The sequence below is a fragment of the Candidatus Zixiibacteriota bacterium genome, from assembly GCA_019038695.1.
Lineage (GTDB): Bacteria > Zixibacteria > MSB-5A5 > GN15 > FEB-12 > B120-G9.
This window is the reverse complement of the sequence record JAHOYZ010000024.1, coordinates 50,408-75,798: the sequence shown is the minus strand read 5'-3', so window position 1 is coordinate 75,798 and position 25,391 is coordinate 50,408. Positions and strand designations below refer to the sequence as shown.

Genomic DNA, 25,391 nt, shown 5'->3' with positions numbered 1-25,391 from the left:
CACAAGATAGGTCAGATCAGCAATATTGATTTCATCGAGCAAATCGTAGTCGACATTGCCGCGAATCCCGTCGTGGTTGCAGCAGCTACCGGTTATCACAAAGGCCAAGTCAATTGAGGTCCCGGTGAGGGGGTCTCTTATTTCCCACCAGAAAGGTGAGTACCAAAAGACGGCGTCATCGTTCCAATTCTGGTCCGTTTCCTTCCAGCCAACAAAAGGAAGAGGTCCAAAATCTATCTCCAGCCAGTAGATAACACCTTCCTGCTGTACGTATGGATCCTGGATATCTTCGATATTGATCTGAAACCGACGCATATGGTTGCCCAATTCAAATTGTCCTGAGGAGGGATCATACCAACCCTGCACATCAGGTTCCCACTCGATAACCATGAAATCCTGGGCGGTGAAAATGCGATCCCAGAGTAGCTGGGCCGGGACACTCCAGCCTAGTGGGCCGGATGGGTTGTTCGACCAGATTCCAATACGGATGTCATTGATAGGTTGCTCCATATCATACATCCATGAAATCCAGAAATGGATATCAGTCACCGGTCCTGTCTCCGAGCACATCCAATCGTCCGCCAGACGTGACCCGGCAAACTCGACATCCCAGCCACCCTGTTTGGGTGTCTGCGGATAATGCATCTTGTGGTCGTCTCCCGGCAACCAGTCGGCCCAGGCGGACGTGGCCGTGCAAGTCATCACCAAGCCGAAAGCTCCTACCACAATGACAACCAGGATTACTTTCGATATAACTGTTCTCATCACGCTTACTCCTCTCGCGAGTTATTGGTAAATAATGGTGGCATTGATCGAAATCGTCTGCTCAACAAACGGGAACATTGTTATTTTAACTCGCATTTGCATTCTCCTTTAATTTAGGGACACGGCCACGGTGGTTGACCACCAGAGAACAAGTACGAAACCAGATGAGTCAGGTCAGCGATATTGATCTCGCCACTGCCGTCTATGTCAGCTTCTTCAAAGCACGGAGGAGGTGGACCACCAGTGAACAGGTAGGACACAAGATAGGTCAGATCAGCAATATTGATTTCATCGAGCAAATCGTAGTCGACATTGCCGCGAATTGGTGGAATACAGCATAAATCATGGTCACCCGTAATGACAAAAGCCAGATCAAGTGACACAGGAGGTTCTTGGATAGGGTCCCACAGATCAAGCCATTCAACACCCGGATCGAGGCCCCAGACCGCATCGTCATTCCAGTGGTCCTGAGTCGTTCTCCAGCCCCAAACCGCGGATTGTTCATCGTCGGTTGTGGCTGCAATACTCAGCCAATAGATGGTTCCAAATTGCTGATAGAACCAATCCAACGAATCAAGACAGATGTCGTACTGGAAATAACCCTGATGATCATCGGGGAGTATATATGGCATGAACGGATCATACCAGCCCGCGATTGACCCGGGACCTTTCGGAGTGATGTTGAAATAACCTGCATTGATCGTGCGTGTCCACAGCTTCTCCCCGGGACGGCTATAGGGAATCTGCGGAGGATCGGCAGGGATGTCCGCCCAGATACTCAGCTCAAAGGATGTGATCTGTCCTACATACCCAACTCCACCGTACCACCACCCTCCCCAGAAGTGGATGTCTTTCACCCATCCAGTCTCGGAACACCGCCAGTCATCGGCCAGAAAGACCGGGGTTGTAGTTAAATCGCTTACCACATCCCATCCCGCTCCGAACGTATCCGGTAGCTGCGGATAGTGCATCTTGTGAGGATCGCCGGGCTCCCAGATGCAGGGATCCGCCACGATATCAAAGCAGACCGGGGGTGCGTCAGGGTTTGTTTGACTGGTATTAGGAATCCATTGATAGTAAGGGGGGATGCTTGCGCCTGTCGGATCAACAAACGTCCATGTTCCAGCCTCTGGGAAAAAGATATTATCGATACAGAATCCGTTCGGAAGGCTGGCCTGTCCGGACGGGATATAGACCGCCATCGTGTAGCACAGACGCAAACCGTTGGGCGGCAAGCCTCCAATAAAGCTGTTGCCGCCGTACAAGATGCTGTCAGGGTTAACGTCGTTGAATGCCGGGCTTTCAAGTAGACCCGTAAAATCACTGAAAGCACCAATTGCATCGTTCCACTCCTTGACATAGTGGCCAGACCCACCGTGAACGGGATCAAATGCGAAGTCCCTGCCAATGCTGAATTCGAAGCCGAGAGTAAAAGCCCTGACCTCTTCGCTGTTTTCAATCCAGAACTCAATGATGTTGGTTTCCCCTATTATTGCCTGGTCGAGGCCACCATTGAGACTAACAATTACATTACCATAGCCAATCTTCATCGACTTACTGGCTTCCGGTTCCGGTGCTACTTTCTCAATCGGCGTCACCGATTGCGTTCCGTAGGCCTGTCGGGTGTCGCCCTCTGATGTGGCCATAGCCAGAACGGCTACCATCAGAACAAGACCAAAGACCGCAATAATTAGCTTTTGCTTCATGCTTCCTCCACTGTGATAAATGTTAACCTACTACCTAAAGTAACAGACGTCCACCATACCTATTGATATGCTATGTTCTGCTCGTCATTATAATCATCTCAAATAGTTGCCGTGGTGCGCGTACCCACAGCCAACTCGTCACTCACACTGCGAGAACTGATCGTAATCGAAGCTTGCGTCATCCTGCTGTCGTTCTATATCTCGATAATTACAATATAGCAAGGAAGGCTTCTGCTTACAAGGGATTTGTGGTAGCCACACAGGGCTACGGTAGTGTATTCACCTGCCAGAGATACTTCAACTTCCAGCCAAAGAAACAGCCACTCCTCGTTGTGAGAAGTGGCCGTTCCAATCTATTCTATCTGTACGTAAATGCTATGGGCACGCTACCGGTGGTTGGCCACCAGTGAATAAGTAGGCCACAATATGGGTCAGGTCGGCTATATTGATTTCGCTATTGCCGTCTATGTCACCTTCTTCTATGCAGGGAGGTTCTTCACCACCAGTGAACAAATAAGCTACGAGGTAAGTCAAATCAGCAATATCTATCGGACCTCCGTCACCTGATATTCCATCAACGTTACCTCGGTTAATGCAACAGCCATCGCAGTCGTCACCAATGCCGTTTTCATTGGAGTCTTTCTGCCCCGGGTTGTATGTCTCCGGACAGTTGTCGCAAACATCACCCAGGCCATCGACGTCAAAATCTTCCTGTCCGGCGTTGGCCGTGTCGCAACAGTTATCTTCCGCGCAAGTATTTAGCGGATACCCGGGGTCGCCATAACCGTCGCCATCAATATCGGTACAATCATCGCACATATCTCCGATCCCGTCATCGTCGACATCGAGTTGGTCGGGATTGCTGGTCGTTGGACAATTGTCGTCATCACAGGTGTTGAACATGGCATCTGGGTCACCATACCCGTCACCATCACTATCGGTGCAGTCGTCACACGGGTCACCCAGACCATCACCGTCAAAGTCGTGCTGGCGAATATTGGGAATGTCGGGACAATTATCAAGAGCGCAGGTGTTGGCCGGGTAACCCGGATCGCCAAAGCCGTCGCCGTCGGTGTCGACGCATTCATCACAAATATCACCAATACCGTCATTGTCAGCATCGGCCTGCGTTGGATTGTAAATGGTCGGGCAGTTGTCACCAATGTCACAGACCTCGTCGCCATCGGTGTCGAAACAGGTATCTACTCCCTTGAAAGCCACTGTCGGATCACCCAGTAGATTCAACTCATAGTAGCACCACCGCATACAGCTTTCATTGATGCGATACAGGTTGTCTTCTTTGGATCGCTGATTCGCCCAACCAATACGCGTCTTGGCTTCACTGGGATTGAACACAGCATCCCAGAATTGGCGGTTGAAACGTTGCGATGGGCCATCGGTGCTCTCGCCCATGCCCCACCCATAACGGGCATTCATAATGACCGCAAAAGCACCGTGATCGCTCTTGATGTTCATGTATTCAGCGAAACAGTCAATCCCGTCGAAGTGCCCCGACAGACAGGCTTGAGAGTAGAGGAAAAAGAGGTCGGTGTTAGTCAGGAGGCTCATAACCGTACTGGTGTTGAACTTCATCGCATAATAGGAGCTTCCATGACCAAAATGATTGAGAATATGCAGACCGCTGTTGATCCGGCTGGCGAGTTCTTCTTTTGACCAGTAATTGCCATCCCAATCGCGATCGTAGATTTCGTCAATACTAAATGATGAGCTGGGGATTCCAACTGTCATGTATCCATTGGCGGACGAACCGTCAACGAGCTCTTCAAGGCTGCTGGCGGCATACTCTGAGATACCACCAAAACCGAGATGCTCACCTGCCAGCAAAACCTTGTTCAGCAAGGGATCGGTGCGGTTAAGATAGTGAAGCGTCTTGGTGACAAATCTCTCCGCCTCGACGAGATCCCCGGCCGCAGCACGACCGACAAAAACCTCAGCCACCAGGTCAACATCGCCGCCCCCTTCGCCGTCATACGGTTCACCCCACTGGGAGTCGCCATCATAGTTGTATGTACCGTCGAGACACCCAAAATACAGGTCGGTCGGCATATCGTACTCTTCATACCCTCCGGGATAGGACTTGACATATACGTCCCTGGCCGGGATAAGATTGTCATCGGCTCCGATCAGAACATAGCGGATACCGTCATTGATATATCGATCTCGAATATAGTCGCGGACATCTTCCGGAAGAGAACTACCAATATCATCGGTGGTGAAAATCTCGGTGAGAATGCCCTCGGCATCGTGATAGTTCTTCAGCGGCACAAAAGCACTCTGCAAAGCGGCAGTAGTGATGATCAGAAGGTCATACCCTTTGCTCCCACTCAGACTATAGCTGGAATAGTCGGCGACGATTTCCGGATTGTCGATCCGGGACTGCACTTCGGAAGCGTCTTCGGCAAGCCCACGGAACAACTGCGGAGGATCATCATCCGTCACAATGTTTACAACGACTTCCATATCAGGATAATACCACAACTCGCCGGTGCTGGGGAGATAATCAACCGGGGACAACTTCACTGTTAAAATCTGATAGCCACGGAAACTCTGCACACCAATCGACTCGAAACGATTGGATGGGAATATGTCGGCCGAACCGTAGATCGTCGGATCAGGCAACGTGGGTACAAATAAAGCAGGGTCTGACGACAATGGTACCGGTTGTGCCACCGGTTCCATAAGATAACCATCGCCAAGCAAGATCTTCTCACCAACAATGATCTCCACGTTTTCAACCGCAGTCCCATAGGGCAACAGGATTCTCGCTCCTATAGCCGGAAGTGATGGCTGGCCGGTTAGACCTCCATTGGGAGCACCTGGCATAATCACACGGTCGTATTGCCCGCTACCGGTGGTTATTTTTTCAATTGCCGGTCGTTCGAAAGTATAGTTCTGAGTCAAGCGGTCAGTGGCGGACGATGCAACCGAAACTGCTATCAACATTGACACAATCGTCAGTGCTGTGGTTCGGAAGATGGTGGAAAATTGCGTTAACGATTTGTGGTTCATATCCCCGATCCGATTATATTAGGGTAATTTGATTTCTTGCTACAATTTTGGCATCATACAAAGCAGACACACATATACACATGCTGTATCTGAATCCACACTGCTGTACGGGTCGATTGTCACGGTCGAAAGTGGTCAAAATGGTGTCCATATGTAGTATACGACGGCGCTTGTCCGCCAAGTCCACTTACGCCAACAATATAGCCATTATTCAACAGGTGTCAAGGGTTTGTAAGGGCACCGGGTAGACCAAATCCGTATACAATCGGACACATACCGGCACTATCAGTATCACCTACAACTCGTAATTGTACAGGATGGTAAGGAGGGCTATCGAAAGCACCATGCTTCGACCATCAAGATGTAACAGTTACCTAATGTCCGCACAATTGATCGAAGTAGCTTAAGATTGCTTCGCTCGGATTGACTTTATCAAACGGAAGATGAGTGTGTATCCGGTTGCAGATACGTTCGCGATCGACTGTGTCGTTATCTGTACTGTCGATCATAAGCAATTCAATGAAGCCATAATACAGATTAGTCACCATCTGCCGTGAAATCACATCGATTGCCATTTCATCACTCGAATAACTCTCATAGCGATACAACTCGAACAGATTCCTCGTCAGGATTGCCCTGTTGCTCGGAGGAGATGAAAGCGGCAGCAGCCGTTGTACGTAGCCTTCCATCCGTAGATAATCCCGTAACCAGCGCGTATTCTGACTCGACACAGTAGACATGAAATAGATTGGCCGCCGCCATTGATTGTGAATTATTGTTTGTAAAAGCACAAAGTCATGCGCCAGCAGGTAACCCTGTATAATTGATGGATCGACCTGAAAAGTTACCGAGTCGGGAAGAACGAGATCATCAGATAGATCAAAATCACTCGCCCTACCAACGACAGGTATACTGATAGTTGTGTCTGACCAGGGCTGAGCTCGTAGGTCTGAAAGATCATCCGGTGAGTAAGGGAGCGGATAGTTGCTGTCTCGAAGCAGAATTTGACGCAGGAACCAGTGGGTGTTTGTTAGCGGAAGGTTTACAATCGTGACATCCGGTCGCACTTTCTCGGCTGACTGAATATACCAGAGCGGGAAAGTATCATTGTCGCCGGAACTGAAAACGATTGCATCTTCCTCAAGCCCGATAAGCGCACTATAGGCAAAGTCATGGGCGAAGCTGTTACTCGAGTTATCAAGTTGGCTATAATTGCGGTCAATTTGCGACACCATTCCTACACAAAGCAACAAGACAACAGAGGCCTGTGCATATGAACGTTGCTTCAAACGCCATTGTGCTATCTGACTGACAATCGACATGCTTCCATAAACCAGCATCAGTCCAATCATCATTTGTAGAGGCAGATAATGACGGTGGAGTGAGCGGAAGAAACCGGCCGGGATATTGAAGTAAAGAACAGTTACTGTAGAAGTCACGACAAAGAGTAAGACAAACGCAGTCCCTATATTGCGATTTCTCCGTATCAGATTGACGAATCCAAACAGAGCGATCACAATCGGTATAAGCGCAAGCCAACCAAAACTGCTGTCGATCGGGATGAACGATGCTTGAATGCTGACGACCACATCACCGACCTGCTCAGACACGAAGTCCGCCTTGCGCGGAAAGAAATTGATAAGAAAATTACCGCCGGCTTGTTTGACGGTAACATATTCAAGAAAGCGTTCCCAATTGTCGGGTTGGTTAGCACAGAGATATGGATTGGTGCGGGCGATCAACATAATCACCGGGTGCAGGGTCAGTCCGACAAACAATCCAAAGGCGGATGAAAGATACGTACGCAACTGCAGAAAACTTCGCGGGTAACAGACAAGAATCCAGACGGCTATACCGGGAATCAGAATTGCGTTGGTGCGGTGTACCGAAAAATCAAGTCCAATCAAAAACCCCAACAGAATCAGCCAACGAAGCGAGTCAGGTCGATCCGCGTTCTTCCACCATTGCAGAATAACCAACAGAATCATTATCGTAAACAGGGGGGTGAGAATATACGGCGTGAACATAGTGGCATAGATCCAAAGCGTCTCACCAAGCCCAACTATTATAGCTCCTGCCGCGGCTGCCAGTAGCAACACATGACGATTGGCTGAGCGAGTAGTTGCTTCATACTTGTCGTTAGTCTGTAGATGAAACATGAAGATTGCACAATAGGTTAGTACAGCGACAACTGACGCACCGATCAGCCCGGCCAGCAGATTGAGTGTGGCGATGCTGTCAGCAAATGGAGTAACAACAATTGCGATATGTCCTACGAGGGTAAGCAGGAGCGAGCCGGGAGCGTGGGGTACACCAAGATTGACTGCAGCCAGAGCATACTCGGGGTTGTCCCACCATGCCAGCGAACGATAGGCAGTCAGCCAGTAGACAACGAGAACGACAGCACCAGACAAAACCAGCCAAAGAGTAACACGGCTTCGATTTTGTTCGGTTCCTGAGCTATGATACTTTACGCCATGCTGTGACAGGTGTGCCATCAATGATTCCTACGCCTGAGCGACAAGTTGGTTCCGGACAGGACTGCTTTCACGCAGGGTTGCACAATATATGTCCGGAGATCAACAAAAAGGCTGCCCCGGATGGGACAGCCTTATAAAATCCGATCGTGTAAATCCCCCTACCCTTCCGTCATCGCCTTCTCGATCTCGTATTTCTTGATTTTGTCGAACAGCGTAGTGTAGTCGATTTGGAGAACTTTGGCCGCTTTGCGCTTGTTGCCGCGCGTCTCGCGGAGAATACGAATGATCGTCCCTTTCTCCGCTACCATCCTGGCGTGAGCGCCAATTTCTTTGAGGCCGGCACCATCGCGCAATTGGATTTCATTGTCACCGCGAATACGAATAGCCATGTGATCCGGTGTCAGTTTTTTCCCTTCAGCAAGAATACAGGCCCGTTCGATAGTGTTCTCAAGCTCACGCACATTGCCCGGCCAATGATATTTCTCGAGGATACTAAGCGTCTCACGCGAAATTGACTTGGTCCCTTTTTTGAGTTCCTTGCAGAACTTATCGATAAAGAACTCCGCCAGCAATTTGACATCGTTTATGCGCTCTCTTAGCGGTGGTACTGTCAGTGGAAAAACAGAAAGCCGGTAATACAGGTCCTCGCGGAACTTCTTCTCCTTGATGAGTTGCTGGATGTCCATATTTGAGGCGGCAATCACACGAACATCGACATCAATCGGTTTGGTGCCACCGAGCCGCTCAAAATTCTTCTGCTGCAAGACACGCAGAAGCTTGGCCTGCAAGGCGTAATCCATGTCGCCGATTTCATCGAGGAATACTGTGCCGGTGTGGGCAATCTCAAACTTACCCATCTTTCGCACAGCTCCAGTAAACGCACCTGTCTCGGAGCCGAACAGTTCATTCTCCAGAAGCGTATCGGGGATTGCGGCACAGTTGATCGGAATATAGGGACCATCCTTGCGGTGCGATAAACTGTGAATAGCCCGAGCAAAAAGCTCTTTGCCGGTTCCGCTTTCGCCCTGAAGCAACACCGAAGCATCAGACTTGGCAACCTTATTAACCAGACTGCATATCTCGATCATCTTTTCACTCTGGCCAATGATATCCGAAAACTCGTGACCGCCCAAAATGTCCTGGCGAAGCAGAGTTGTTTCGGCCATCAGCCGACGGTTTTCCAGAGCGCGCGCAATGAGAACGCAAAGGTGCTCCGTATCCAAAGGCTTGGTGACAAAATCGTAGGCGCCTTCTTTCATCGCCGAGACTGCGTCCTCGATAGTGCCGTAGGCCGTCATCACAATGACGGAAGCTTCGGCGTCGATTTCTTTGATGGATGATAAGACTTCCAGACCATCGACCTCAGGCATTCGCAGGTCGGTCAGAATAAGATCATAGGATTTATTACGCACCAGTTCAAGGGCGCGTCGGCCATCAATCGCGCTATCCACCCGATACCCTTCGTCCTTGAGGGTTTCGGTAAGCATGTTACGCATCGAATCTTTGTCGTCAACTACGAGGATGTTTGCCATCGTCACTCCTTACGAACTATACCAATCCTGTCTGTCACCCCGAAAAAAAGGTGCAAGTATACTCAATGTATCGGACAATCCCCATAGTGGTGAACACAAGAAGCTTGATTATAGCCACGAGAGAGCCAAAACCGGTGAGGCTGTTCAGGCTTTGCACACCGAGCATGCCAAGGAAATTGTTTTGACCAGACATAGCAGGGCAGCATACTACAACTTGCTCGAAACTGTCTATCGTCCTATATTCTCGAAGGGATAATGGAATAATGCGATGATGGTGCACGACTGTAGACGTGTGTTCTGAAGCCCATAACATCTTCGAGTGAAAGTGATGTGAACTTCTACTGGTTACATGTTCGAGTTCTCGTGAGACTCATACGATGTCACGTCTGACGCATAGATACCTTGAAGACGCAGTTAGCCGCCGGATCGCGCAACTGTTGTTGCTCGGCGCACTGGTTGTCGGAGTCGCCGGCGCGATTGGACTGGCATGGTGTTGCGACGACGCTTTCATTTCTTTCCGCTATGCGCAAAACCTGAACGACGGTCACGGGTTGGTGTACAACGTTGGTGAACGAGTGGAAGGCTACACCAATTTCCTGTGGACAGTTATCGTCGCCGGAGGCCTGCTCATCGGTCTTGATCCTGTTAGACTGACCCAGTGGCTCGGCATCGCAGCTTTCGTCGGCATCGCTCTCTTGTGTTTCCGACTAAGTCATCGTTTTACAGGAGAACGCAATCATGCCGCGCTTGCTGTGCCGTTATCGGCTCTGGCGGTTCTTCTACATGAGGATATGCAGATTTGGGCGACCTCGGGGCTGGAGACGATGTTCACGGCTTTCCTGGTAACGACCGGTTTTGTCCTATTGGTTCGTGCTGAAAAGCCGAATGATTTTCTCGCCGCAGGTATGGTGAATGTGCTGGCCGCCATGACGCGACCAGACGCTATGCTGTTTCTGGTGATGGCGATTCCATACATTCTGTTGCGTGGCGAAAGGCGTTGTGGTCGACTCGGCTTGTATCTTCTGCCCTTCGTTGTAATCTACTTACCCTATTGGGCAATCAAGTACGCATACTACGGCTACCCATTTCCGAATCCCTACTACGCCAAGTCGGCAAGTTTGCCGTATTACTCTCAGGGCTGGACCTATGTGTGGCTGTACTTCAAAACCAATTGCGCACTCTTGGCGATAGTTCCCGCCTGGATAGTGGCCGGGTGGGTGGCACTGAGAGCCACATTGGGGAGAGCTCAACTTGATACCTTTGCGAAGCGTATTCTGGTATTGGGTTTATTCTGCACCATGCCTTTTGTTTTGTATGTGATGCGAGTCGGAGGAGATTTCATGTTTGCGAGATTTCTCATCCCGATCACAGCCATGTTGCTTTTGACAATAGAAGCAGCCGTTATCCGCACTGTGCGATCACAATTACTCCAAGCGGCAATCGTGGCCGCCCTGGTTCTGATGGTTATCTTTCGTAACGATCCCTTTGACCCTCCGGACAAGAGCATTGATGGAATAACCAACGAGCAGGCGCACTACCCGAGTGAATTGATAAGTAATGCACGGAGAGACGGAGCCAAGCTCAAGAAGTATCTGACTGGTCTGGATGTCTCTGCAGCATACTACGGCAAACTAGCAATGCTGGCTTATTACTCAAGGATCTCCAAAGCTATTGAGGCTGCAGGTTCACTCACGGATAAAGAGTCCGCGCACCGTCCTATTCAGAAGCGAGGTCGGCCGGGACACGAGAAACGGATTCCATATCCCGAGTTGGTGCGTCGGGGAGTCAATTTCGTGCTGGGTGGTACATTCCAATCCCAACCGGACCCGAGCCTTCCCGGTGTGATCTCCTTCGATGGTGCTATCTGCCACATTGTGACCTATCATAACGACATGATGGACAATTTCAGGCAGTACCCCGAAGTGAAGTTTCTTCGCTTCCCTGAGTTTTTGGATCAGTATATCGCAGGCATTGATACGTTGCCTATTGATCGGGTGAGACGGGACCTGGTTTTCTTCAACGAGTATTACTTCAGCCACAACGATGACCAGCAGCGGTCGGTCCAGCTAATGAGCCACATCTCTGGCAGTCGATGACTGCTTTCTGGCTTACGCGCAGGACTGCTTCCCTACCTGGACGAAAAAACAGGCACAGCCTATTAAAACTGAAGACAGATTTTGACCTACTCAATCCTGTTCTATTACGTAGCGAGGCTATCTTATGACCGGGACGAATCTCTCCCTGCCGCAGATGTACGCCCTAATAAGATATGGATCACTAGCCCCGATTGGCCCCAACGAAATCCCGGAAGTAGGCGTGAACTTGTAGAATCCCGAAGGCAGCGTTCGGACCATCATGGGAACCACCTGCGATCTGTCAAATCCACCTTCGAGGCTGATACTCACCTGACATGAATCCTCAGTTATAACAAACTCCAGCGATGAAAAACTGGTTTGCAACTGGCCATCGGGTTCGTGATAAAGCGAGTCGATCCGATCTGATCGCATAAGGGTGTAATCCGTCTCGGCACGAACAATCTGCGGATCTACCCAGACTTTCTCCCAATACCCCTCGTCCAGACTTGGCTGATTGGCTACAGGCGCGGGAGGTCTTGAGCAAGACATGACAAAGACGATCGCCAGAACAGATATCGCCCACACATGACGAAGGAAACAGGGGTTGCCTCTCATGGAATGTGGGTTACTTCGCGGATATATTGATAGTCACCTATAGACACCTTGATAATGTAGTTGCCGCGACGAGCCCTGCGACTGGAGGACCAGTCGAACTCGTGCTTCCCTCGGTTCAGAAGCGAATCAACAACCAAACTGTCCAGCAGTCGGTCGTTGTGGGTAAAGTATCGGACAGAGACCAAAGCGGAGTCTTCAAGCAACTCAAGTTCAATCCAGAAAGGTCGAGCAGTATCCAGTGGAGTAAAAACCGAGGCCAGCTCCCAGCGAGAAAACCGGGCTTCGACCTCTCGTCTGCGTTTTTCCCCACCGCAGTTTTCGATCACGTAAGGATAAATGCCAGCCTCTACCCTATGGCCGGAATCGTCACGCTTGTCCCAATAGAAATTATAATATCCCGGTTTAGGTAGATAGTTGATCAAATGCCTTACCGTATCGCCGGCGCTGTCCATAATGTTGATCTGAGTACGACATCTAGAGGTGGTCTCGATGGGCACCCAGATACGGACCCGTTCGGCTTCGGCACTGTCGGGCGGTTTAATTGACAGGCCGGATACTGTCTGGGCCAACAAATCGGATGAGTACAGAGCCACCATCGCGACCAAGAGACCCAACATGCATATGGTTTTGATTAGTTTCATACTTGTATGTTGTACAAACAAAGGAGACCGGGCAAGCAAAAATCTTGCTACGACATGCACAGGCGGGATAGCCCGCCGGTGGGAATCTAACCAGAAACCGCCGGAAGTGATCTGCGCCTAATCATCGGCGAACATGTTGAAGACAATGTCGTGAATCTCACGTTGGTCAATCGCACCGACTAGTCTCATCTGCAGGTATCACCATCTCAATCTGAAGGTTGTCTATCATCATCCCGCTCGGGACAAAACCACCGATGAACAGCATCAGAGACATGTCGACTCCGGCGGGAACATGGAGCAATTCACTCGAACGATAGTGGGTCCAATTCACGTTATCAACTCTGATTGCAATTGACGGTCCAAACATGCCTTCGTCACCAGGGATGGTCAGCATAACGGAACCCATTTGGCGGGATTGATCAATCTTGCCCCACAGGCTGACAGCATAATACTTATCGCATCTTACTGCTGAAAATGTCAGTGCTGCCGCCGGCTGAAGGCAGCCCCCGCCGATCTGAAGCGCCCTTTCTCCGCATCCGGGAGCGGCACCGTCGACAAACATCTCAGGATGAAGACCGGTCCAACCGAGCGTATCGGTAGGTAGCTCGAATGAATTGGCGTAGAATGCGCTGCTTGTCCCCTGGTGTTTAGTGGGGTTCTCGCCGCCACAACCCGCGCCTATCAGGGCGAGCACAAGTATCGTCGCAATTACAGACCGTAAGTTTCTCATAAAAAATAACCCTCTTCTATATAAGGTATACTCCATAGACGCACAAACTGTCCATATTGACAAATTAAAAGGGGCCGTTCTTGCAACTCTCAGATGGGTGATTGAATCGTCATGCGGTCACGAGTCCGCTGGGCCATCACGGCCTACAGCGGCGGCAGGGGGACAGGCCTTCCCAGAGTGCCTCTCGGCGATGATCAAAAAGTCGGTCCGCCTGCGAATTGGAGCGTCTCAGATTACCGCAACCGGGACGATGAAACCGAAATGACCCCGGTCGAGCGACATAGTAATCTTCCTTCTCCCTCTCTAATGACCACAACCCAACCTTGCGCTCAAGTGCCAAACGTTGCGCCCCCAACAGAATGTTCGTCTCTTCCCGATCAAGATCGGTATCCTTGAACAGATACAAATTTGCCAGACCATTTTCCAAAATTGCACGATTGACAAACAGGCTGTCTACATAAACATACCCCAGCAGCCGGCCATATTTGTCACGACGTTTAGTGGCAAACTCCAGATGCACCTCCTCGCCCAACACCAGATCGGAGAGAAGCCGGGTAGCCTCATCGTAGAATGGTTCCCCCTTCTCGGGCGTGTCCATCGACAATAGACGGACCTTATCGCCTCCTGTCATGGTGAAGGTATCGCCGTCTTTGACACTGACCACAATGAATCGTTCATTAGGATGCTTCTCCTGTCCAATATCCCCTACGAATCGAAATGCCACCAGAACAACAACCAGAAGAATCATGATCGCTAATCGTATGACCAGCCGCCGCTGTCGGTTGTGATTAACCATGCCCATGTACCTCCACCCGCGACCAACCATCCCCGTCCGGAACCACCTCGATCAATGTCTCCACCTGATCGCGGATATCCTCAATATGAGTAATCAGAATAATCTGCGGGAAGCGTTGCTTCAGGTTGCACAAAGCACTTAGTATAAGCTCCTTGCGGTTAGAATCCTGGGATCCGAAAACCTCATCCAAAATGATAAACGACCGATCCAGACCAGCCGACTCGGTCAGAGCCAGCGAGATTGCGAGGCGAAGACACAGATTGGCCAAATCCTTCTCTCCGCCGGAGAAGCGGTCAATCCCATAGAACTGACTGGCATCAAGCAAACGCAGGTTATACTTATCATCGAGTTCGACCATCGAATAGCGGCCATCTGTCATTTCAGAAATGAGCCGACTGGAAAAATCCGCCAGCGTCGGACGAATTCGCGATACCAGATACTCCCGAAACTCCCCAAACAAACTACCGAGCTTCTGCTCATAATACTGGTCATCACGTAACTGATCGACCTGCTCGCGTATCTTGTTGAGATCGTCCAGCCGCTCCCCCTGGGATTCAAGTTCCTTGGCCATGACCTCAAGTTTAGTGCTTCCCGCCACAAACTCTCCCCGCACTTTCTCCAGTTTCGCCTGAGCCTCCTCGAACTTTGACCTGGATTCCTCGAAACGCTTATCAGAGAAATCGAGACTTTCTCGTTCCTCCTTAGAATCAGCGAGTTCATGATCCAACCTCACTATGCTAGCCTTAATATCACCAATCTCTTTCTCGACAGCAGGCTTCCTGGCCAGGGCACCCAACAACTGGTTGAGACTCTTCTCATCATCCTCCAGAGAAGAAACCTGCTTTTCCACCCGGGAGAACTGCTCAGGGTCATATTCAACCGGCCCGACCTTATCCAAACGACTGGTAACATCAGCTAATCTCTGCGAGATTTCTTCTTCCCGCCGAACAAGCTCACTATCGTTCTTAGCGAGTGATTCTTGTTTGATCTGCAGTTCCCGCTGTCGAGTCTCGCTGGCCTGAAGACGGGTCGACTCTTCCTTCAAAAGAGCTCCCTCAGCCTTGAGTGTGTTCAACTGTTGGGAGGCTTCATTATCCTGTTGAGCGAGTCGTCCCATCTCCTCATTGAGGTGCTTTCGGATGCTCGGCAGATCGTCTCCAAGCGGACGCAAACAGCGATCACAGGTAGAGTCCGGCCCCAAATTGGCAATCTGCTCCATTTGCATCCTTAACTTAGATATCTGCTCTGTCACGGCTACTCCCTGACCCCGACACCGGGAGTATTCTTCACGAGCCTCCTCAAGTTTCTGACCTACCCGGTCGGATTGTCCCTCAATATCAGAAGGAACTCCGTCCAACTCTTTCTTCAACGACCCGGATTCGATCCTGATCATAGTCAGGCTCTGCCGTAAATCCTTGCGTTCAGTAACCAGCTCACTCAATTGAGTGGTCAACTGCTGGTGAAGATCAAGCTGCCCTCGGGTGGCCCTAAGATCATCAAGACACCGTTTCAATACCGGAAGTTCCGTAATCCTCCCCTTAAGACTATCAGCTTCGCCGGCTTGTCCGGACAGACGATCTGCTTCAGCACGCAATTGTACCAACCGCTGCCGCAACTGACGGTGAGATGTCTCCATCGCCGCCATCTGAGCTGTCAACTGACTCCACACAGACCGCGTCTCTTGTAGTTTGGTGTATTGTATAGTGGTTTGTCGTAACGCCTTTTCGGATTGACTGCGCTCAGCATCTAATTCTGCAACGGTCCGAGTCAGATTGGATCTTTCCAAGCTGAGTTCAGCTATCCGGGCCGAGATCCGGTCACAATCCAGCAGTCGCGGGGCCAGCAACTCTGCCTTTTCCCGATCCAGGCGTGCTTCCTCTTTGACCCGCGCAACTACCCGATCCAGCCTTTCGATACCGAGCATTCCAGCCAGATGGTCTCTCCGCCGAGCCGGTGGCAGGTCAGAAAGGGCGTTAAGTTCCTGCTGTCGGGCCAGAAAAGAGGTCAAAAAACCTCTCCAATCCAACCCCAGAAGTTCCCCGACATATCGTCGAGTCTCAGTTACCCCCACCGATTCCGAAGCCTCCCCCCGAAATAACTGCACTTCCGGCCTCTCTCGCTTTCCTATCAGGCTTCGAGTTACCCTATAGGACTCTCCCTTGATGGAGAAATCCAGCGTCACCTCGCAATTATCGCTGGCTGCAGCATAGCTGGATTTGATCTCATCGCGGGCTGATCGGGCTGCCTGGTGGCCATAAAGCGCCCATGAAATGGCCTCCACAATTGAAGATTTACCGACCCCATTGTTGCCGATGATACCAATAACAGCATCACCAAACTCAAGATCGACCTTCCGAAGTACCCGATAATTCCGAATTTTTAGCGAATGAAGTTGCATCCCACACCAAGATGACCCGAGCCGGCGTCCTGTCAAGCCTTTCTTCGATTTCTACAGAGTTTGTGATATATCGCTCTGATTGGTTGTCATGCTTTAGGGTGGAACCCTTCTTCGCGGTTCCGCCTTCAATAATTGTCAGGACCACAAGGGGTTCTGACCTACAATGCTACTATTGCCGAAAGCGGCAGACGAGGGCGTCTGCCGCCCACTGGATAATTGTCTGGACCGCAAGGGATTCTGACCTACAAATACTTTCTGGAAATTATTTCCATTTTCGACTTGACAAATCCTGAGTATGAGGTAAGTTGGTACCGAGCGTGTGCAGGTTGCGGAATAGATCTGAGAGCCACTTATGATTTAGTCTGTAACGTACATCTTACCCTCTTTTGTGAAGACAATTTGTTATTGAACGAAATCCTCCGGTTCGCTTGGGGATTATTCTGTCTTATCGCCTTCTGAATCCCATTTGGAATTCCGGCTGTGGTATGACTGACGGTTTCACGACTATTGTCTGATATACGACCCTCAATAACTTCCACTATTTCCATAACCTCGAACTGCTTTTTTGCCCTCGGGCATATAGGCGGTTAGTTTAATGGAGGTAATAGAAACACCTATAAGCCGTGAAATAATGAGCTACAAAGCACTGAATTTTTTTGACACAACGAAAAGAAAGAACTGGAGTTACAAACTCCGACTCCGAAAGATAGGAACATTTGAACTTGTTTGATACAGCGTTTGTCTCGCATTTCCCTAGACACAACAGCGAGGTCATGGTGGAATGCCTTATGACTGCCGATAAAAAGGCAAGTCCGGTAATTCGCCGACGTTTGTGCGGCAAGTTCACAGCTTTCCTTACTTTAAGGAGGATATACATGTTAAGAAGACTGATAATCGCAGTATTCGTTTTAGGTCTCGTTATTGGCCTGAGCAGTACGGCAATTTCAGACGTAAGCAAAGGTGAGTTGAACCCGGTCATCAAGATTGATGCATCGAATCCTCGATTTAATGCTATCGTTGACGGCCGTCCGGAACAACCCGCCTTTAAGAAACCAGAATCTGCCCTGCGTAAGGTAGAGCCAGGCCTCTCTATGCCCGGCACGCCTTATCTCTCATTCTGTGACGTTCAGGATTATACCAGTGGTGCTCCATACTACTACTGGCCAATCCCGGATGCTTATGGAGATGATCTGTTCAACATGCGCTTTACGACAGAAGACGGCTACGATTGTACGCTGTATTTTGCTCATTTGCTCATGTACGGATCCGTTATGACCGGCACGCCGGATTTGCGTGTGTATCTTTGGGACGATAATGGTTTTGGATTCCCAGGTAACAAACTTGACTCGGTTGATATTCTCTACGCCCTCCTGCCGACTTCCGGTCTGGGCTATGCCTCGGCTGATTTCACAGCTGGTGGCTGGATGTTCGGTGACGGCGATGAATATCATTACGGTTGGACGACTCTCCAGAGTGGTCCCGGCGATACGCTGGCGATCATTTCGGATCAAGCTGAAGGACCGTATGCGGGTGAAGAGCGCGCCAGTGAATACATTGGCGGTGTCTGGGGGACGATGTTAAATGATTGGGGTCTCGATGTTTCGTTCTTTATCCTGAGCGAACGATGCTGCAATGAAATCCCTTATTCCGTTTGCACTTGGCATAGTTACTATGCTGGAGCCGCCTATATCTGGGCAGCCCCACACGATGTTTATGGCGACGAAGCCTATTCGATGCGCTTCGGCGTTTCAACCCCTGAGACTCTGGTTCAGGTAGACCTCATGGTCTACGATGCAGGCAATGGAACATTTGGTAATGACGATGTTATTGTCACCATTTGGGGTGATGATGCCGGATTGCCTGATGCGGCTAACCCGCCGATCTACCAGGTAACCGTACCTGCCGGCACTTACCCTGCCTTCCCGACCTGGACTTCTGTTCCTTTCGGTGGTATGATCAACGGGGACTTCCACGTTGCATTCTCAACGTCAGCTACGGTTGACTTAGAGTATTGTCTATCCGACGATGGCACCGCTGGTGTCGGCCGTTCGGCCTCCTATTGGGCTGGCGGACCTTGGGTAGACATGCTTAATGGTTGGGGTCTCGACTGTAACTTCATGTTTGAACCTTACACGTGTCGTGACGAGTTCGAAACGTGCTCGGACCACTGGTGCTACACTAGCGTTGACTATTTCTGGCGTCTGCCAGACGCTTATGGCGACTTTGGTCATGCACAGAGGTTCAGTTCCGTTGGTTCACAATGTCGTGTGCAGGAAGTTGCCATAGCTCTCTACGACAATGGCACACCGACCGCATACACAACCAGCTCTGAGGTCTATGTCTGGCACGATGCTGGTGGTTTGCCGGGTGCTGTAGCCGATCAGGTTACACTGAACCCTGGTGACTATGTATTATTCCCGGCGATGCAAATCGTCGCAACGGACGCCTATATCTCTGGTGACTACTGGGTTGGCATTGTATCGAATGGTACTGACTCAATCGATGGTATCCGTACTATGTCCGACGCTGGTGGCGGTATCGGTGCTTGCGTTGACAGTTGGGCTGAGTACTGGGGCGCCTGGTCCACCATGTGTACATACTGGGGCGTTGGCTGTGACTGGAATATGGTCATAGAAGCCACTCATTGCTGCGTTCCATACACTGGTTTGGATTGTTCGGTAATTCCCGCCGGCGCTCCCGTCGCGAATTATCCGACCTGGAATGGCGACCAGGCACGCACTGGCCACTCCTATGTGGAGACCGGTGATTCCTGGTGCGACATGAGCCTGCTTTGGAACTTCAAGCATGCTAATGGCGTTAGTATGACCGCTCCGGTGATCTATGACAACCGTGTAGTATGCTCGTTCACTGATGAATATATAGTGTTTGACATTACTACCGGTTTACCGGTATACACGTTCTATCCAATGGAATACGGTACGCCGGGGAACGTGCGTTGCGCACCGACAATCGCCGTAGTACCTGGATTCAACAGTGACCTTCCTGTCATGTTCCTTACTGGTGGTAGCAATGGTGAAATCTTCTGCCTTGACTTCGCCACTGGCACCAAGCTTTGGGCCCGTGCCAACACTACCGTTACTCCCGCTGAAATGTTTGGCTCGATGCGATGGGGCAACTTCATCGTTCTGGGCCAGAACCTCTACTGGGGATCAGAAGGTACCGGCGCCGATGCAGCAGTAGTTGGAATTGATATTCCTACTGGTGGACTCCCTGGAGCCATAATTCCTGGTTTCCCAGTTTATGTTACTCAGAGTACCTGGATTTCCGGCGCCACTGACGGCACCCAGTTGTTCTACAGTACTCGTGCCACTGCAGCCGAGGGCGACATTTACGCCATCGACGCTGCCACGGGTGTTATCAACTGGCAGCTTTCCGTACCCCCTGCTGGTGGATTGCAGGCTGTCAACATATATACCCATACTAATGGGTATGTCGGAGACGAAGGATTCACTGGTGGTATTGCGTATGACGCCGGCCTTAATATGATCTACGCAAACTCGCGTGCCGAAGCCGATCACCCGACTGACGGTCTGTTCTATCGCATTCATGCGTCGGACGGAACTATTGAAGGTGATCCTACGGTTGCGAACCGTGTGTTCTACTCGACGCCCATTGTTGATCAGAACCGTGTGATAATGCCGTCCCTGACTCGTTGGATGGGACCGCCTGCTGGTGGCAATTTGTATGCCGTCAACAAGTTCACCGGTAGTGTGGATTGGACCGAGCCTGGCAGTGCAAGTGGTGGTCGCTACTATTCCGGCGCTGTTATGTCCTGCGAGCCGGAGCCTACACCTGATCTGGTCTATGCGTTCACCGAAGACGGCTTCTTCCATTGCGTTAATGGCAACACCGGTGAAGAACTCTGGCAACGTCGTGGCCATTCCGTCACACCTGGTCAGGGTGTGGGCGTCGCACTTGGTCTTGATGAACTCGGTAAACCTATTCTCGTCACAGCTGACTTGATAGGTAATCTATTCGTCTTGAAGGATAAGGACATTGCACGTCCTCGCCTCGAAATCCAGACTTACGTCCCGCAAATTGCGGTTGAGTTTGGTGGACAGGCAAGTGTACTACTCTCTGCTCCTAGTATCTTCACGAATACCGGATGTGCTGACCTTATTTTCAACAGCGTAATTGCTGATACCGATCCGTTTGGAACGGTTATCTTCAATTTTGCTGCTTCGAATACTAAGGTTGATTTCATGGATCGTGCGGCCAATATCGCCAATGATATTTCCCGCAGTGCTTTCTTGTCTAAGTACCTCACTATAGATGAAGGCTCGATCGAGACTATCCGTGACTTCTCTAATGAGCGGATGACCAACACTTCTGCGGCTGGCATGCCGGACTTCATCAACGGCATAAACTACCCGACAAACGGGACTGTTTTGGCTGCCGGTGACAGTGCTGATCTCGTAGTGGACGTTATACAGGCCAACATTAACCGTGGCCCGCAGTCGTTCTATGTGCAGCTCTGCACCAATGATCCGGACTATTTTCTGGATGATACTTTAGCTTGTCCGGAAATGTATGTGACACTCGTCGGTGGCTGTCTGATTGACACCACGACACTGCATTTCGGTATTGGTGAAGCCAATGCGCAGCACGTTACCAACACTGGCCGCCTGGGAACAGGTGACTGGGGTGACGGTGCCTCCGGCTTCAACTGCTTCCTGATTGACGGCGACGGCGCCACGTACTACCAGGGCTCTTACGGCTGGTGGGCGGACGACGGCGACACCCTCGGCCATCGCATGGCTACCAATAGTCAAGATTGGACCCAAGGTGGTGGTGAAGTCGATGCCTTTGTCTCGATGCAGCCAGATCCGAACTGGTGTGACGGTGAGTGCAAGCCAGCACTACAAACTGGCGTCACTCTGGGTCACATGACCAACGACGATGGTGGGACCTATGATCCTATCCTGGGTAACATGGTCTGTAAGAGCTGGGTCGACTCGGTCCAGAACTTCGACCTTGGCTATGGCTGGGACTGGGGCAACTTCGGTGCTCCGTTCGATGCCGCTCTCTCTATGGGACTGTACTGTAACAGTCGCGTAGTCGGCGCCATTGACGTTCCCGAGCTGGCTAACCTTACCCTTGAGATCATGGAAATCACCGAACGTAACGGTCTTGACCTACCTAACTGGTACATGGGCGAATACTTCGACTGTGATGCCGGTAACGATACCATCTTTATCGACCGTGACATATCTACATCCTGGTTCTTCAATGAATCAACAATGGATATGGCTTTTGGTCAGGTGAAGATTCCGTTTGGTTGCGGCTATGAACCCTCGATTAACGTCTGGGGTACTTCTGGCGTGAACCCGGGTCAAGGTTTCTGGGACTGGGCTCAGTTCTGGGATGCCGCCTGGGGTTACGTAACCGCAGGTCCTGGTATCTTTAGTGATGGTGACATGGGTGCTGGTGACGAAGAAGCCTTCGTGACCCTGGCTCAGCATGACTTCGTAGGAGATGAAACATACGAAATCGGTGTGGTTCACTTCCAACTGTTTGGTCTGGCTGACGCTTCCAGTTCTGCGGAATTGGTACCTATGGCTAATTTGGTCAACCAGTGGGCCGGTTTCGGCCGTGGTGACGTCAACAATGACGGCATGGTTAACCTGGCTGACATCATTTACCTGGCTATTACCGTTGCTGATGGTACTCCTGGAGCGATTCCGTTCCAGCACCTCTCAGATGTAGATGGCGATCCGGGTGGCCTCATCAATATTGATGATGTCTACTTCTTGATTGACTTCTACTTCAACGGTGGTGACTGCCCGGTTGGTGCTTTTGCTTTCTAATTTGATTTTAGAACGGCATTACGCCTGATATATGAAGCGAGACCTTCGGGGTCTCGCTTCTTTTTTTGTGGAACCGGCATACATCGTGTGCCTTAATTGCATATTATGTCCACCGATAACGACAGCACCGACCAGATCACCCTGCTATTGCGTGACCTGTTTGAGATTAACGCCGCGTATTATCGTGGGAATGAGCTGGTCTTTGGCCTGACCCATCGATCTCTGAATAGATCAAAAGCGCACAAAGCCATCTCTTCGCGACTCAAGACAGCGGGCTATCGGTTTACCCTTGAGACCACCGAGGCCGGTACGCTGCTACGCATTGACCCGAAACCGCGACTACGTATCCCTCCGCTCAACATCATACTGTTTGTTGCCACTCTTTTTTCCATATACGTAGTTCCGGTTTTCCTGCGCAATCTCAACGCCGCCGCATACTACATTGCCATGCAACTCCAAAATGGCGGGACAGTTGCAATTGATGAAGGAAGTCTTCTTCTCAAGGCTTTTCCCCTGGCCGTCGATGGCACCGGCCAGGACTTGAGCAAAGGCGTTGGGGTTGAGTTTGCCCTGGCGCTGATGTCAATCCTGCTGGTGCACGAGATGGGTCATTTTATTGCCGGTCGCAGGCGGCATATCATAACTTCGTGGCCATATTTCATTCCGGCTCCAAACATCATTGGGACCTTTGGAGCCATCATCAAATCAAGGTCGCCATTTCACAATCGCCGTGATCTTATCGAAGTCGGCGCGGCCGGTCCGTTGGCGGGATGGGTAGTGGCGGTGTTCTGGCTAATCTATGGACTGGCGGAATCATCTTTCCAGCCACTTGGTACTTTCGGAATCAAGGACCTGCCTTTCGCCCTCGAAGGAGAATCAATCCTTATGCGCGTAGTCACCCAGGCCCTTATCGGAAACGCCCCGGAAGGACAGATGTACTTGCTTTCCGAGGCCGCATTCGCCGGCTGGGTGGGTCTACTGGTTACGGCGATCAACCTCTTGCCAATAGGACAGCTTGACGGTGGACACATCTTGTACGGTCTTACCCGTCGACATCAGCACTGGCTTGGCATGCTTGCTATGGGAAGTCTTTTCGTGTTGGGCTTTCAGTCGCCTATGTGGTGGGTGTTTGCCGTGTTTGGTCTGGTCTTTCGGGTGAAACATCCACCGACGCTCGATGATCAGCAACCGCTGTCACGGGCGGCATTGCTGGCCGGCATTGCATCAATTGTGATTCTGGTGATTTCTTTTACACCGATACCGTTTCGCTAACAGTAATCTCATCCGTACAATCAGCGTCCTCATCGGTGCCATACAGCTCCTTGAAGTCGATCTTCCCTTTGCTTACCACAGTCAGGAACAGATCTACAATCTCAGGATCAAACTGCACTCCACTATATTTGATCAACTCCTCAACGGCTGATTTCGAGTCGGTTCCCAATCGATATGGTCGATCTGACAAAATGGCATCAAAGGTATCAACCACAGCCAACAAGCGTCCTTCCAAAGGGATGTCTTCTCCCTTGAGATGTTTTGGATAACCGTGACCATCCCAACGTTCATGGTGAGCACCGATATAAGGTACTGCTGGTTTGAATCTGCTTATGCCGCGAATTATTCTCAACCCGAGTTCGGGATGTTTACGCATTTTCTTTGTTTCATCCTGGGTAAGGGCACTCGCTTTGTTGAGGATGCTGTCCGGAACACCAATCTTCCCAATATCGTGCAGGGTGCAGCCCATGATCAAGTCATGAATTTGATTCTCGCTCCAGCCCATTTCGCGCGCTACTTCCTCAGCCAGAACACAGACGCGATCAGTATGACCAGCCGTATAATTATCACGTGCCTCAATGGCGTTGGCCAAACCACGGATAGCTTCCAAATAGGATTGTTGAAGGTCTCCATACAATTTGTGATTGGCTATGGCTGATGCCGCCGTATTGGTCAGGATCGAGAGGATGTCCAACTGCCCGGGCGTAACCTGACCAAAATGGGATTCTATCACAAGGCTAATGACGCCGTGCAAAGTTCTACGAATGAAAATGGGTTGATAAATTGTCAGTCTTACCAACGACTGGCCACGCTGCTTAATCCGCTTACCCTCAATGACCGGCCTCGGACGCCAGGTCCCGGCGAACTTCTTCAAAGCTTGAACACTAAGAACTTGATCTTCAAAGGCGGGATCATCTACGGCGAAAACCTGCCGAATTGGAGTTTCTGATTTCGGTTCAATCTCGAACAGGCCTGTTGCAACGGCACCCAGTTCCTCTTTAGCCGAATCAACCACCATCTGTAACAGCCGGTCAATCTCAATTCCGGAGGCGTGTGCATTGGCTACCTTCAGGAATTCGACCTGGCCACGTAACCTGAGGTTATCTCGTAAGACATGCTGGTGTGACAGGGCACGTCGTATCGTCGAGCGGAGCATCTCCAGCTTGAACGGCTTGACGAGGAAATCATAGGCACCCTTCTTCAGAACCGTGACCGCCGTCTGCACTGTCGGATGAGCCGTCATCAGAATCACGACCGCATCATCCTGGGTAGCCTGGGCAGTTTCCAGAATATCAACTCCGGAATGCTCACCCAACAGCAGATCACTCAGGACAAGATCAACCGGATGGGATTGAAGATACTTCAGCGCCTCGGCCGGGTCCTGGAAAATCGCAAGCGAGTACTTGTCTGGCCCAAGTGCCTCTTCAATCACACTACAAATGTATTCCTCGTCATCAACAACGAGGATTGTCGGGGTTGAATCAAAATCCATCTGTTCCTCGGTCTTTTCTTCTTCGCTCCTA

Annotated in this window: 14 protein-coding genes; 3 read left to right on the top strand and 11 right to left on the bottom strand. The window is 50.7% G+C overall.

Going from position 1 to position 25,391, the window contains the following annotated elements:
* The 5 genes from KOO62_08630 to KOO62_08610 all read right to left on the bottom strand — a co-directional run.
* Nucleotides 1–765, bottom strand: a 765-nt coding sequence (locus tag KOO62_08630) for a hypothetical protein (GenBank protein ID MBU8934061.1), incomplete at its 3' end; no start/stop codon positions are given.
* A gap of 113 nt (nucleotides 766–878) precedes the next feature.
* Nucleotides 879–2,471, bottom strand: a complete 1,593-nt coding sequence (locus KOO62_08625; GenBank protein MBU8934060.1) for a hypothetical protein — start codon at nucleotides 2,469–2,471, stop codon at nucleotides 879–881.
* A gap of 375 nt (nucleotides 2,472–2,846) precedes the next feature.
* Nucleotides 2,847–5,501, bottom strand: coding sequence for a hypothetical protein (locus KOO62_08620; GenBank protein MBU8934059.1), 2,655 nt, complete (start codon nucleotides 5,499–5,501; stop codon nucleotides 2,847–2,849).
* A gap of 374 nt (nucleotides 5,502–5,875) precedes the next feature.
* Nucleotides 5,876–7,999, bottom strand: coding sequence for a DUF2723 domain-containing protein (locus KOO62_08615; GenBank protein MBU8934058.1), 2,124 nt, complete (start codon nucleotides 7,997–7,999; stop codon nucleotides 5,876–5,878).
* Nucleotides 8,000–8,139: 140 nt separating this feature from the next.
* Nucleotides 8,140–9,513, bottom strand: coding sequence for a sigma-54 dependent transcriptional regulator (locus KOO62_08610; protein MBU8934057.1), 1,374 nt, complete (start codon nucleotides 9,511–9,513; stop codon nucleotides 8,140–8,142).
* A 377-nt stretch (nucleotides 9,514–9,890) separates the two neighbouring features.
* On the opposite strand from KOO62_08610, the gene KOO62_08605 reads away from it, so the two are divergent.
* Nucleotides 9,891–11,609, top strand: coding sequence for a hypothetical protein (locus KOO62_08605; protein ID MBU8934056.1), 1,719 nt, complete (start codon nucleotides 9,891–9,893; stop codon nucleotides 11,607–11,609).
* Nucleotides 11,610–11,726: 117 nt separating this feature from the next.
* Here the strand turns inward: KOO62_08605 and KOO62_08600 are convergent, their stop codons facing one another.
* The 5 genes from KOO62_08600 to KOO62_08580 form a co-directional block, all read right to left on the bottom strand.
* Nucleotides 11,727–12,137: a hypothetical protein gene (locus KOO62_08600; protein ID MBU8934055.1), complete on the bottom strand. Its 411-nt coding sequence runs from the start codon at nucleotides 12,135–12,137 to the stop codon at nucleotides 11,727–11,729.
* A 62-nt stretch (nucleotides 12,138–12,199) separates the two neighbouring features.
* On the bottom strand, nucleotides 12,200–12,844 hold the full coding sequence (locus KOO62_08595; GenBank protein MBU8934054.1) for a hypothetical protein: 645 nt from the start codon (nucleotides 12,842–12,844) through the stop codon (nucleotides 12,200–12,202).
* Nucleotides 12,845–13,010: 166 nt separating this feature from the next.
* Nucleotides 13,011–13,574: a hypothetical protein gene (locus KOO62_08590; protein ID MBU8934053.1), complete on the bottom strand. Its 564-nt coding sequence runs from the start codon at nucleotides 13,572–13,574 to the stop codon at nucleotides 13,011–13,013.
* Between the two features lie 136 nt (nucleotides 13,575–13,710).
* Complete coding sequence (locus KOO62_08585) at nucleotides 13,711–14,370, bottom strand: thermonuclease family protein (protein ID MBU8934052.1); 660 nt, start codon at nucleotides 14,368–14,370, stop codon at nucleotides 13,711–13,713.
* Nucleotides 14,363–16,768, bottom strand: a complete 2,406-nt coding sequence (locus KOO62_08580) for an SMC family ATPase (GenBank protein MBU8934051.1) — start codon at nucleotides 16,766–16,768, stop codon at nucleotides 14,363–14,365. The genes KOO62_08585 and KOO62_08580 overlap by 8 nt, the downstream gene beginning before the upstream one ends.
* Before the next feature lie 875 nt (nucleotides 16,769–17,643).
* On the opposite strand from KOO62_08580, the gene KOO62_08575 reads away from it, so the two are divergent.
* Nucleotides 17,644–22,596: a PQQ-binding-like beta-propeller repeat protein gene (locus KOO62_08575; GenBank protein ID MBU8934050.1), complete on the top strand. Its 4,953-nt coding sequence runs from the start codon at nucleotides 17,644–17,646 to the stop codon at nucleotides 22,594–22,596.
* Nucleotides 22,597–22,701: 105 nt separating this feature from the next.
* Nucleotides 22,702–23,868, top strand: coding sequence for a site-2 protease family protein (locus KOO62_08570; GenBank protein ID MBU8934049.1), 1,167 nt, complete (start codon nucleotides 22,702–22,704; stop codon nucleotides 23,866–23,868).
* Here the strand turns inward: KOO62_08570 and KOO62_08565 are convergent.
* Nucleotides 23,846–25,360, bottom strand: a complete 1,515-nt coding sequence (locus KOO62_08565) for a response regulator (protein MBU8934048.1) — start codon at nucleotides 25,358–25,360, stop codon at nucleotides 23,846–23,848. The two genes, KOO62_08570 and KOO62_08565, sit on opposite strands and share 23 nt — an antisense overlap.
* Between the last annotated feature and the right edge of the window lie 31 nt (nucleotides 25,361–25,391).